This is a genomic window from Luteimonas cucumeris, assembly GCF_007830035.1.
Lineage (GTDB): Bacteria > Pseudomonadota > Gammaproteobacteria > Xanthomonadales > Xanthomonadaceae > Luteimonas_C > Luteimonas_C cucumeris.
Genome location: NZ_VLKN01000001.1, coordinates 680,929 through 693,000 on the forward strand (window position 1 = coordinate 680,929; position 12,072 = coordinate 693,000).

8 protein-coding genes and 1 riboswitch are annotated in these 12,072 nt (G+C 67.3%); of the genes, 5 read left to right on the forward strand and 3 right to left on the reverse strand.

Annotation, left to right across the window (positions count from 1 at the left end):
• Positions 1 to 47: 47 nt before the first annotated feature.
• Together IP90_RS03045 and IP90_RS03050 are read right to left on the reverse strand one after the other, a co-directional pair.
• Positions 48 to 956, reverse strand: coding sequence for a peptidoglycan DD-metalloendopeptidase family protein (locus tag IP90_RS03045; RefSeq protein ID WP_242007457.1), 909 nt, complete (start codon positions 954 to 956; stop codon positions 48 to 50).
• Entirely contained in the window at positions 944 to 2,044 is a 1,101-nt protein-coding gene (locus IP90_RS03050; RefSeq protein WP_144898127.1) for a phytase, read from the reverse strand. The genes IP90_RS03045 and IP90_RS03050 overlap by 13 nt, the downstream gene beginning before the upstream one ends.
• A gap of 94 nt (positions 2,045 to 2,138) precedes the next feature.
• A riboswitch (SAM riboswitch) is annotated at positions 2,139 to 2,258 on the forward strand.
• An 81-nt stretch (positions 2,259 to 2,339) separates the two neighbouring features.
• Between IP90_RS03050 and metX the strand changes: the two genes are divergently transcribed.
• The 4 genes from metX (at position 2,340) to IP90_RS03070 (ending at position 6,594) form a co-directional block, all read left to right on the forward strand.
• Positions 2,340 to 3,371, forward strand: coding sequence for a homoserine O-succinyltransferase MetX (metX, locus tag IP90_RS03055; protein ID WP_144898128.1), 1,032 nt, complete (start codon positions 2,340 to 2,342; stop codon positions 3,369 to 3,371).
• Positions 3,368 to 4,585, forward strand: coding sequence for an O-succinylhomoserine (thiol)-lyase (locus tag IP90_RS03060; RefSeq protein WP_144898129.1), 1,218 nt, complete (start codon positions 3,368 to 3,370; stop codon positions 4,583 to 4,585). Before metX ends, IP90_RS03060 begins: the two co-directional genes overlap by 4 nt.
• A gap of 23 nt (positions 4,586 to 4,608) precedes the next feature.
• On the forward strand, positions 4,609 to 5,682 hold the full coding sequence (locus IP90_RS03065) for a homoserine dehydrogenase family protein (protein ID WP_144898178.1): 1,074 nt from the start codon (positions 4,609 to 4,611) through the stop codon (positions 5,680 to 5,682).
• A gap of 198 nt (positions 5,683 to 5,880) precedes the next feature.
• A complete protein-coding gene (locus IP90_RS03070; protein WP_338419608.1) occupies positions 5,881 to 6,594 on the forward strand; it encodes a response regulator transcription factor in 714 nt (237 codons plus the stop codon).
• Positions 6,595 to 6,658: 64 nt separating this feature from the next.
• Here the strand turns inward: IP90_RS03070 and IP90_RS03075 are convergent, their stop codons facing one another.
• On the reverse strand, positions 6,659 to 7,966 hold the full coding sequence (locus tag IP90_RS03075) for a sensor histidine kinase (protein ID WP_206751900.1): 1,308 nt from the start codon (positions 7,964 to 7,966) through the stop codon (positions 6,659 to 6,661).
• 438 nt (positions 7,967 to 8,404) lie between these two features.
• Between IP90_RS03075 and IP90_RS03080 the strand changes: the two genes are divergently transcribed.
• Positions 8,405 to 12,072, forward strand: a 3,668-nt coding sequence (locus IP90_RS03080) for an ESPR-type extended signal peptide-containing protein (protein WP_277874194.1), incomplete at its 3' end; no start/stop codon positions are given.

Genomic DNA, 12,072 nt, shown 5'->3' on the forward strand with positions numbered 1-12,072 from the left:
CCTCGGCGCGGTGGCGGCTGCGATTGCTGTGTCGGGCATGGTCCGACCTATTTCGCGAACTGCAATACGCCCTGCGGCCCGCGCAGTCGGATCGGGATCGATTCCAGCCGCATGCCGCGGTTCACCTGCACCTCGAAATGCAGGTGCGGGCCGCTGGTGAAACCGGTGTTGCCGGACAGGCCGATCTGCTGGCCCTGCCGCACACGCTGGCCGACGCGCACCAGCGCGCCGCCGGGTTGCAGGTGCGCATACAGGGCCATGGTGCCGTCGTCGTGCAGGATGCGGACGAAATTGGCGCGGCCCCCGTACTCCTCTTCGCTGAGGCCCGCCTGCGCGAAGTCGGATTCGACCTGCATCACCACGCCGCTGCGCGCGGCCATGACCGGCGTGCCGATGGCGGCGGCGAAATCCAGCGCGTAGCGATTCTCCTCGCTGCCATGGCTGAAGCGGCCGCCGAATCCCTGGTCGATGCGTAAAGCCTGCTGCGACAGCGGGATCAGGTATTCGAATGCGCGTGGACGGGCATTGGGATCGCCGGGGACCGCATCCAGCCGGACCTCGAAGTCGCCCGGTCGCGTGCTGTCGGCGGTGAACAGGTGCGCCACGAGCGCCGAACCGTTCGCCGCCACGGTTGCGCGCGCGGGCAGTTGCGGCTGGCTGGCCATATTGTGGTTGCGATGAAAACGCAGCATCACTTCCACCGGACCGGCCAGGGCGTTCTCCGCCCATGCGGAGTAACGGCTGTTGTCGTTTTCGATGCGCAGCCGCACCGCGGCGTGCGGGCCGGTGGTGAGCGGAATTTTCTCGACGCTGCCATCGACTGCCGCCGGTGCGCGATCGCCGTAGTGCACGACGCCGGTGCGGTCCTTCCAGCGGTAGGCTTCGCCGCCTGCCGAAGCACCGGCCACGCACAGCAGGACGAATCCTGCGATCGCCGACTGGATCAGCGCACGCACGCCGGGTTCAGGTGCAGATTGCGCGCGACGTCGCCCAGATCGAACGCGGCCACAGCCTTGTCCTCATGCACGGCGAACAACGCGCCCGATGGAAAACGCAGCGTTGCCGCCGCATGCAGTGCGATGCCGTCGGTATGCCCGGTCGCTGTGCCGACGAAACTGCCGCGGTAATCCAGCGTGGTGCGATCGAACAGCAGGAACACCGTGCGCGGATCGGCTTGGTCGACCGCGACCCAGTAGCCCTGGTCGCTGCCGCAGTCCCACAGCGCCACGCCTTCGGCCTGTGCACGGAAACGGCCCGGCGCCACGCTCTTGCCGATGTAACGGCCGGCCAGGTCGTATTCGCGCAGGTCGGTGCCGACGCGCGTGTCTTCCTCGGCGATCAGCAGTCGATCGTTGGCCGGATCGCCGCCGATCGACTCGACCATGCGCAACGCCGCGTCCGGCGAAGTGTCGCCGAAGGCGCCGAGCGACTCGACCCGCAAGGCATCGTCGTCGCCCATGTGCAGGCGGTAGCGGCGCACGCGCTGATCCAACTGCGCCAGTGGCGGCACCACGTCGAATTTGCGGCCTTCCATGAAGCTGTCGGTGACGTAGATGTCGAGCTCGTTGGGCGCGATCTCATGCAGCCACAGCCCGTAAGGGCTGCGCAGCTGGTCGGCGCCGAACAGGGTCAGCGGCCGGAAATCCGGCAACGACAGCACCTGCACGCGATGATTGTCGCGCTCGACCACGAACAGGTAGTCGCCGAACACGGCGACGCCGTTCGGACGGTTGAACTGCCCGGGGGCATCGCCCTTGCCGCCGACCTCGCGCAGGCGCTGGCCGCTGTCGCCGTCGAAAACGACCAGGTGATGGGTGGACTTGGCGCTGCCGATCACCCACAAGCCGCCGTCGTCCACGGGCCAGGCCGCCAATGAATCCAGTTCGTCGGCCGGGTGTTCCTCGCTTACATAGGACTCGGCCACCAGGGCCGCTTCAGTGGCCGCAACGGTGGCCTGGCCCGGTTTCCGGGAGGGTTCGGGAACGGTCGTGCAGCCGGCCAGGCACGCGACGGCCAGCGCCAGCACGCGGATAAATTTACTCATCGGTTCAGTATGAGGGATCGTCATCGGGAAAAATAATATCGCTTCATGCGTATGGAGAGATTGACATGTTGCGAAACCGCTGGCAGGCTATGTCCATCCATCGAGACCGGCTGAGGGACAGGCCCTTAGACGCCGGGGCAACCGGATGGAGCGAAAGCTCCGTCAAAGGTGCCAAGTCCTGCGGGGACCTGTGCGTCCGCCGTGAAGATGGTTGCGTCGTGCCCTTCGTGGGCATGGCTCGACTTCGAACGCGCCCGCAAGCATCGGTGGCCTTGTCCTCTTTCCGGATATCGCCATGAGCCTCGTCGAAAGCGCCGCGCAATTCGCAACGCATCCCTTCGTTTCCCCTTACACGTTCGAACCCGTGCAGGCGTGCGATGCCGTGCGCGGCAGTGTCGAGCTCGACCTGTCGCTGCGCCATGCCGGACGGCGGAAGCTGCACATCGGTTACGAAGTCGTCGGTCCGGCCGATGCGCCCGCGGTGCTGGTCGCCGGCGGCATCTCCGCCGACCGTCATGTCGTGTCCAGTGCGGCGTTCCCGCAGCCGGGCTGGTGGCAGGCGCAGGCGCAGACCTTCGATACGACTTCGCTGCGCGTGATCGCGATCGACTGGATCGGCGCCGACGGCGCGCTGGATGCGCCGATCGACAGCGCCGACCAGGCCGACGCCATCGCCGGCGTGCTCGATGCGCTGGGCGTGCGCACGCTGGCGGCATTCGTCGGCTGTTCCTACGGCGCCATGGTCGGCCTGCAGTTCGCGGCCAACCATGGCGATCGCGTGCGGCAACTGGTCGCGATCAGCGGTGCGCATCGCGCGCATCCCTATGCCAGTGCCTGGCGCGCGCTGCAGCGCAAGATCGTCGCGCTCGGGCAGCTGCAGTGCGCCGAGGACCAGGGACTGTCGCTGGCGCGGCAGCTGGCGATCCTCAGCTACCGCACGCCGCAGGAATTCGCCGAGCGTTTCGCCGCCGCCGCCGTGATCGACGGCCCACGCGCACGTTGCGCGTCGGAAGACTACCTGGACGCCTGCGGCTCTCGCTTCGTCGAGCGCTTCGATGCGACCGCCTACACGCGCCTGTCGGAATCGATCGACCTGCATGCCGTCGATGCCACGCGCATCGGCGTGCCGACCGTGGTCGTCGCCATCGAGGAGGACCTGCTGGTGCCGGTTGCCGATGCCTATGCGCTGGTCGAACAGGTCCGCGCCGACACGCAGGTGCGCGTGCTGCGTTCGAAGTACGGACACGACGCCTTCCTGAAAGAGGCCGATGCGATCGCGTCGATCCTGCGCCCGACCCTGATCGATTGTTGTGGAGAAGTGGCATGAGCCAACAGGATTGCAACGCCCCGGCACTGAGCCAGGCCACGCGCGCGGTGCGCGCCGGCATCGATCGCGACACCGCATACGGCGCGGTCACGCCGCCGATCGTGCTGTCGAGCAATTTCAGCTTCGCCGGCTTCAACGACAAGCGCCAGTACGACTACACCCGCAGCGGCAATCCGACCCGCGACCTGCTCGGCGAAGCGCTGGCCGAACTGGAAGGTGGCGCCGGTGGCGTGGTCACCGCGACCGGCATGGGCGCGATCACGCTGGTGCTGAACACGCTGCTGCAGCCGGGCGATCGCCTGGTCGTGCCGCATGATGGCTACGGCGGCAGCTGGCGCCTGTTCAAGGCGCTGGCGGCGAAGGGCCAGTTCGAGCTGGTGCTCGCCGACCTGACCGATCCGCGCGCGTTGACCGCCGCATTGGAACCGGCACCGAAGGTGGTGTGGATCGAGACGCCGTCGAATCCGCTGCTGCGTATCACCGACCTGCGCTTCGTGATCGAGGCCGCGCACGCCAAGGGCGCGCTGGCCGTAGTCGACAACACCTTCCTGTCGCCGGCCCTGCAGACGCCGATCGCGTTCGGCGCCGACGTGGTCGTGCATTCGACCACCAAGTACATCAACGGCCACAGCGACGTGGTCGGTGGCGCGGTGGTGGCGAAGACCCCGGAGCTGCACGAACAGTTCACCTGGTGGGCGAACTGCCTCGGCATCACCGGATCACCATTCGACAGCTTCCTTACGCTGCGTGGCCTGCGCACGCTCGATGCCCGACTGCGCGTGCACCAGGAGAATGCGATCGCCATTGCCGCGCAGCTCGACGCACATCCGGCCGTCGCCAACGTCTACTATCCCGGCCTGGAATCGCATCCGGGACATGCGCTCGCGGCACGCCAGCAGCAGGGTTTCGGTGCGATGCTCAGCGTCGAACTCGATGGCGACGAGGAAGCGGTGCGCGCCTTCATCGATGGCCTGCAGTGCTTCACCCTGGCCGAGTCGCTGGGCGGCGTGGAAAGCCTGATCGCGCATCCGGCGACGATGACGCATGCCGCGATGTCGGCCGAAGCGCGCGCTGATGCGGGCATTTCCGATGGCCTGCTGCGCCTGTCGGTCGGCATCGAATCGCAGGCCGACCTACAGGCCGACCTGGCTGCCGCGCTGGAACGCGCGCAGGCGGTGATCGACGCCTGTCGACGCAAACGGGTGGATGCGTGACCCTCGCGGCGCCGCTCAACGAGATCGGGACGGCGCCGTCGCGTGCGCCGCGGCAACCACGCCTCGCCCTGCTGGGCACCGGCACGGTCGGTCGCGCGTTCGTGGCGCGGCACCAGCGCCTGTCGCAACGCGGGCTGGCCTTGCCTGCGTTCGAATTGCTGGCCAACTCGCGCGGCGTCTTCGACTGCGCCGGCGATCCCGAACAGGTCCTGCAGCTGGCCAACGACGCGCAGCGCAACGGCGTCGCGCATGAAATCGACGCGGCCAGGCTGCGCCGTGGCGACATCCTCGTCGACGCCACCGCCAGCGATGCGGTCGCCGCGCGCCACGCGGAATGGCTGTCGCGCGGAATCCGGGTGGTGACCGCCAACAAACTGGGCAATGGTGCCGACCTGCTGCGCGCGCAGGCGGTGGCGCGCGCACAGCGTGAAGGCCATGCGCACTATGGCGACAGTGCCACGGTCGGTGCCGGCCTTCCGCTGCTGCGTTCGATCCGCGAACTGGTCGCCGGCGGCGATCGCATCCACGCTGTCGAAGGCGTGCTGTCCGGTTCGCTGGCCTGGCTCTTCGATCGTTATGACGGCATGCGTCCGTTCTCCGGTTTCGTGCGTGAAGCGCGCGAAGCCGGGTACACCGAACCCGATCCGCGCATCGACCTGTCCGGCGAGGATGTGCGACGCAAGCTGCTGATCCTCGCGCGCGCGGCCGGCATCGCGCTGGAGGCGCATGAAGTGCAGGTCGATTCGCTGGTGCCGGCGACGCTGGCCGACGCCGGCGACGACGAACTCGATGCGCGCCTGCCCCTGCTGGATGCGCCGCTGCGCGAGCACTACCAGCAGGCTTGGCGCGATGGTGCAAAGCTGCGCTTCGTCGGCCGCTTCGAGGCAGGTGAAGCCGGCTGCCGCGCCAGTGTCGGCCTGCGCGCGTTACCCGCCGACCATCCGCTATGCGGCGGTAGCGGCACCGACAATCGCGTCGCGATTCGCAGCGACCGCTATTGCGAGCAGCCGCTGGTGGTGCAGGGTCCGGGTGCCGGCGCCGAAGTCACGGCGGCGGCGTTGCTGGATGATGTGCTGCGGGCATATGCCGGGGGGTGAGCGATGGTGCGTGTGCTGCGCGCACGTTCGCCTGGCCCGTTCCGGCTTGTTGCGGCGACGATCGTGCGCACGGCGCACGCTACGTCAACCGCGGGCTAGCGTGGATTTCGGTCTGCCGGTGTGAATGCGCGACGGATGTGGGAGCGATCCCGATATCCGGTAAAATTCCGCGCTAACCCGCCATTTCAGATGTCCGCGATGCCCCCGTCGCTTCCCACCGACAGCGTCCTGCGAATCGCCTTGCTCGAAGACGATGCGATGCTGCGCGAGCGCATCCTGCTGCCGGGGCTCGCCAACTTCGGTTTCGCGGTGGTCGGCACCGCCACGGCCGCGGCCCTGCACGACCATCTCAACACGCACGCGGTCGACATGGTGGTGCTGGACGTGGGGTTGCCCGATCAGGATGGCTTCACCGTCGCGCGCAATGTCCGCGCCGCGTATCCGGAAATTGGCATCGTCATGCTGACTGGCCGTGCGGCGACACCCGATCGCGTGCGTGGCCTCAGCGAAGGCGCCGACGCCTATCTGTCGAAGCCGGTCGAGATCGAACTGCTCGCCGCCACCCTGCACAGTCTCGCGCGACGTTTACGCGACACGCCGGCACAGGTTGCGCCGAAGCGCTGGCAGCTGGATGCCAATGGCTGGTGCCTGGTATCGCCCAGCGGCCGCACCGTGGCGTTGACCAAGACCGAGCGGCGCGTGGTCGACCGGCTGACGATGATTCCCGGACAACTGGTCACGCGCGACGAATTGATCGCGGCGTTGACCGACAACGTCTACGACTTCGATGCGCATCGCCTTGATTCGCTGGTTTACCGCCTGCGCCGCAAGGTGGCGGACAGTTGCGGCGAGGTCCTGCCACTGAACGCGGTGCACGGCGAGGGCTACGTGCTCAACGACGCCATCGGTTGAGTCGGTGTTTCGTAGAGTCGACCTGCTCGACCGCCGCCGAAAATGCAGTCGAGCAGGCTCGACTCTACAAGGCCATTGCCGATTTCCCGTGTTCTTCAGGTAGCACCTGCATCGTCGCCAGCGGCAGGTGGATGCGGAACGTCGCGCCTGCTCCGACCGCGCTGCTGACGTCGATCTGGCCACCGCCCGCCGTGATCAGGTCGCGGATCACGGCCAAGCCGAGGCCGGTGCCGTCGGCAGCGGACTTGGTGGTGAAGAATGGCTCGAAGATGCGCCGCTGCACGCGTTCGTCCATGCCGTGGCCGCTGTCTGCCATCGCGATCTCGATCGCGTCGTCCGCTAGCCGCGTCGTGGTCACGGTGAAGCGGCCGCCGTCGGGCATGGCATCGCGAGCGTTGGCGGCGATGTTCAGGATCATCAGCTCGAACTCGCTGCGATCCAGCCGCACCGGCAGCGGCATGTCGGCTGCCGTGTAGGCCACGCGCACGTCCGGCGGAAACAGCTGGCGCAGCATCGGCTGCAGTTCCGCGATCGCCTGCCCGGCATCGAACACTTCCAGCCGGAGCAGGTCGCTGCGGCTGAAGCTGAGCAGCTTGCGGGTGATCGCGGTGCCGCGGCGCGCGGCGATCTCGACGCCTTCCAAGGTATCAGCCAGTTCGCTGGCCTGCGTGCGCAGGTCATCTGCTTCGCCGATGCGGTGGCGCTGCTTCGAGAAGCCAAGAATGACGTCGAGGATGTTGTTGAAATCGTGCGCCACGCCACTGGCCAGCCGGCCCGTAGCCTCCAGCTTCTGCGCGTGGATCAGCTGCGCCTGCGCGCGTTCGCGTTCCGCCATTTCCTGTTGCAGTTCGCGCCGGCGCGCGTTGGCGTCGGCCAGGCTCTCGCGCAGCGCGGTGAGCGTGCGGTCCAGGATAATGGCGATGAGCAAATAGCTCAGCACCAGGCCCGGCGCGTTGCGCCACGAGTTCCTGGCCCAATATTCGCTGCGCTCGGTGTTGTTGGCATCGGCGACGTAGCCGATCGCGAACACCAGCAGCAATATTCCGAACACGGTCCACAACGCGCGACGTCCCAATACAAGTCCGCTGATCACCAAGGTCAGGATTACCATCACCTGATCGATCAATAGCGCGTTCGTCCCGAGCCTGTGATAGGCGAGCATCAGCGATGCCAGCGAGGCGCCTACGAACAACTTGATCGCGATGCGGAAATGTCCTTGCCGGATCAGCGCCACACTGACGAAAGCCAGCATGGCGACGATCACGTCGAGCACCAGCACAAGGGTCCAACCCGGGGCGATCGGCCGCGTCAACAGGTGCCAGGCCCAGTTCACGGGCACCACGGTGCCATAGAACAGCAGCAGCAACTGCATGACCGGAGCGTTGCGGCGATCGACCTCGTCGGTGATTGGTGCACTGCGCAACCAACCGAGAACTCTGTTCCACATTTCGTTGCGTGTGCCTTGTCGGCGCGCGACGCGCCACTGTGGTTCGATCCTTCGAACCAGGGTTTCGATGAAGCCTGCCAAGGCGGTCCGCCGGATCGCATCGGCGACGGTGAGATGTCCGCGAGTATTGAGTGAGAAGTCGCGTGTGACAAGTCGCGCATAACCGCCTTAGGTTCGCAAACAACCTGACGCTGACAGTTGCTGACGTTTCCGGTCAGTGCGCAGTGCGGATACCGAAGTCTGTCCCGGGGTGAGAGGACGGACGACACAACCTGCAACCGGCAACCCGGCCCTCCGCATTGCGGACGCTGCCGGGGCTTCGGTCTGCGTTTCGAAACAACGAACACCGGGAGAGAGATTTCGATGAACAAGGTTTTCAGTCTGGTATGGAGCCGTTCGCTGCAGGCGCTGGTGGTTGCGTCGGAACTGGCGTCGGCCAATGGCAAGAAGGCGGGCCGTCCGAGCCGTCTGGCCAATGCCGCGCTCGGCGTGGTGGTGCTGTCGGCCGGCTTCACCCTGGCCCCGTTCTCGCAGGCGGCTGAATCCGGCAAGCAGGTCTGCACCGTCAATTTAACGGACCGAGCCAGCATGACGGTGGATTGCGCGCAGCTGCAGCAGTTCGTCGCGAGCGCCCACACCGGCAAGGACAAACTCAAGGGCAGGAAGGCGCGCCCGGTGGTGGACAGCTTCGACTCGGACTACTTCAAGTCCAACGGCGCCGGTGACGGCAGCGACGAGGCCAGCGCCGAAGGCGCCGGTGCCATCGCGATCGGCAGCGGCGCGCAGACGCGGCCGTGGGAAAGTGAAGAACTGGGCGAGAGCTTCGAGGCCGATGGTGCGGTCGCGGTCGGCCGGCAGTCGATCGCGGAAGGTTGGACGGCCACCGCGTTGGGCGCCAACAGCTTCGCTTCCGGCAACTCGTCGACGGCGGTCGGTGGCGCAAGCGTTGCCGCGGGCATCGGCGCCAGCGCTTTCGGCCAAGGCTCGATAGCATTCGGTCACGCCAGCACGGCGCTCGGCCAAAGTGCGATCACCCTGGGTTTCGGCAACACCGCCGTCGGTGCTTCGGCCTCGGCTTCGGCCGAGCAGGCAGCGACCGCGCTGGGCGCGCTCAGCGAGGCGCGGGGTAATGGTTCGACCGCCGTCGGGGGGCAAGCCATCGCGGCCGGTGAAGGCAGTCTCGCCGCGGGTTTCGACGCCCAGGCTGGCGGCTACGAATCAGTCGCGCTCGGCGGCCGCGCCCGCGTCGGCAACGGCGACTCCGGTGTCGGTATCGGCGCCAACGCCGCGGCACTCGGGCAGGGCGCCGTCGGTGTCGGCAAGAACAGCCTGGCCAGTGGCGCGAACACCGTCGCCGTCGGCCGCAACGCCGCGGCCAACAGTGAGGGCGCGATCGCCATCGGCGGCAGCGAGTGGACCGACGTTGACGGCGACGGCATGCCCGATGTCCGCGAAGCGACCTTGGCCGAAGGCCAGAACGCGATCGCGATCGGTGGCGCGGCAGGCGCCAGCGGCGACAACGCCCAGGCGGTCGGCCATCAGGCCAGCGCGCTGGCGAACAACGCCACTGCGAATGGTGCAATGAGCATGGCCGCTGGCGAGAACAGCACCGCCACCGGCGCCAACAGCGTCGCCAACGGCACCGAAAGCAGCGCCTACGGTTTCCAAAGCTATGCCGATGCCGATTATTCGACGGCCAGCGGCAGCAGCAGTCTGGCGTTGGGCCTGGGATCGTCGGCGTTCGGCAGCGGTGCAACGGCTGGGGGGCAGTACGCCACGGCCTCCGGCTACGGTGCGGTCGCTGACGGCCCCTCCGGTACGGCGGTCGGTGGCCGCCTGTACTGGGAGGATCCGGCCACAGGCAGGGTGATGCTGGATCAGACCACGATGGCAATGGGTGATGGATCCTCGGCATTCGGTGCGGGCGCGCAGGCACACGGCCCGTTCAACACTGCGCTTGGAGCGGCAGCAACGACGGAAGGATTGCAGTCCACGGCCACCGGCTACCACAGCGTGGCTACAGATGTTGCAACGGCACATGGCGCCTTCAGTGCCGCCAGTGGCAATGGCAGCACGGCAATGGGCTACGAATCGGCTGCGTCAGGAATTTTGAGTATCGCGGTGGGCATGGGCGCAAACGCAGCCACCTCCGGGGGCATCGCAATTGGCACGGCTGCGTCTGTCCGCGGTTATGCCGGTACGGCTGTTGGCTATTTTTCAAGCGCCAGGGATGCGGAAAGCACTGCGCTCGGTATGTTTTCATGGGCGAAAGGCGTGGGGAGCATTGCGGTAGGCGGATTCGCACACGCCACCGGGGAGGGCGTCATCGCGATTGGACGGGACGCGTTCGCCTTTTATGAAGGCGCCACGGCCCTTGGCGACGGCGCCTTTGCTAACGCGGTCAACGCCGTGGCGCTCGGCGCAGGCTCGCGCACCGAGCGCGAGAACACCATCTCGGTCGGCGATGCGGGCGAAGAACGCCAGATCGTAAACGTGGCGGCGGGTACCGAAGCCACCGACGCCGTCAACAAGGACCAGCTCGACGAAGCCACGCGCTACACCAAAGCCGATGGCGCGCAGGACGGCAGCGATGACGCGATCGCTGCGGGCGAACATTCCGTTGCCACCGGCGCCAACAGCGTCGCCAATGGCACCGAAAGCAGCGCCTACGGTTTCCAGAGCTTTTCCGATGGCGATTACGCGACGGCACTCGGCAGCAGCAGCCTGGCGCTGGGCATGGGTTCGTCGGCGTTTGGCAGCGGTGCAACGGCTGGGGGGCAGTACGCCACGGCCTCCGGCTACGGTGCGGTCGCTGAGGCCGATTCGAGCACTGCGGTCGGCGGGACCATGTACGTCGAGCACCCCGAAACGGATGAACTGCTGGTGGACCAGACGACGACGGCGTCGGGCCTGGGCGCTTCGGCCTTTGGTGCGGGCGCACAGGCGACCGGTGCAGTCAGCACCGCGGTCGGTGCCGTGGCCACGGCTTCTGGTCTGCAGTCGACGGCCTTCGGCTACCTCAGTGCGGCCACTGGCGAAGGCTCCACGGCCATCGGCACCGGCAGCGCGGCGGTAGGCACGCAGTCCACCGCAACCGGCTACGCCAGCAAGGCCACGGGTGCCTGGACTGCGGCGCATGGCGCCTTCAGCGTCGCTGGCGATACGGGTGCCACGGCCCTGGGGGTTTCTGCCACGGCATCGGAAGCCTTTACTACCGCCGTCGGCTGGGGTGCGACGGCGTCCAACGCCGGCACCACGGCGCTCGGTGGTTGGGCGGTCGCCAAAGGACTCGACAGCACGGCGGTAGGAGGCCAGTCGAAGGCACGGGGTGAAGACAGCACGGCAGTCGGCCGGTTTGCCGACGCGAAAGGCAACCAGAGCACTGCAGTGGGAGAGATGGCTTGGGCCATGCGCGACGGCGGCACCGCGATTGGACAGGACACCTACGTCCGCGCCGAGAATGCCACGGCCATTGGCGCTAGTGCATGGGCCGAGGCGGACAACAGCGTGGCGCTGGGTGCCAACTCGCGTACCGACCGCCAAAGCACAGTCTCGGTCGGAAACGAGGATGAGCAGCGTCAGATCGTGAACGTGGCAACAGGCACCGAGGCCACCGATGCGGTGAACAAGGCGCAGCTGGATGAAGTGGCCGCTGCCGGCGAGGCCACCGGCAAGTTCTTCAAGGCAAACGGCGAGGCAGGTGCCATCGCCGCTGGCGAGAACAGCATTGCCGCCGGTGCCTCGGCCAGTGCCGACGGTGCGCTGTCGGTGGCCGTCGGTGCGGCCAGCCAGGCGCAGGGCGACCTGGCTTCGGCCGTGGGCAACAACGCCCAGGCACAGGGCCTCGAGAGCACGGCGCTGGGTTCCTTCAGCAACGCCATGACCGATGGCGCCACCGCGATCGGCGCCAACGCGATGGCCTCCACCGCCAACAGCGTGGCGATCGGCAGCAATGCGAGGGTCAGCGGCACGGCTGCCAACTCGGTGGCCTTGGGCGCCGGTTCGATCGCCACCCGCAGCAACAGCGTGGC

What these genes read in the sequence shown, in the direction of transcription:
- IP90_RS03050 (WP_144898127.1), bottom strand. Translation starts at nt 2,044, where the DNA reads ATGAGTAAATTTATCCGCGTGCTGGCGCTGGCCGTCGCGTGCCTGGCC.
- IP90_RS03060 (WP_144898129.1), top strand. Translation starts at nt 3,368, where the DNA reads ATGAGCCAACAGGATTGCAACGCCCCGGCACTGAGCCAGGCCACGCGC.
- IP90_RS03075 (WP_206751900.1), bottom strand. Translation starts at nt 7,966, where the DNA reads ATGCAGTTGCTGCTGCTGTTCTATGGCACCGTGGTGCCCGTGAACTGG.
- IP90_RS03070 (WP_338419608.1), top strand. Translation starts at nt 5,881, where the DNA reads ATGCCCCCGTCGCTTCCCACCGACAGCGTCCTGCGAATCGCCTTGCTC.
- metX (WP_144898128.1), top strand. Translation starts at nt 2,340, where the DNA reads ATGAGCCTCGTCGAAAGCGCCGCGCAATTCGCAACGCATCCCTTCGTT.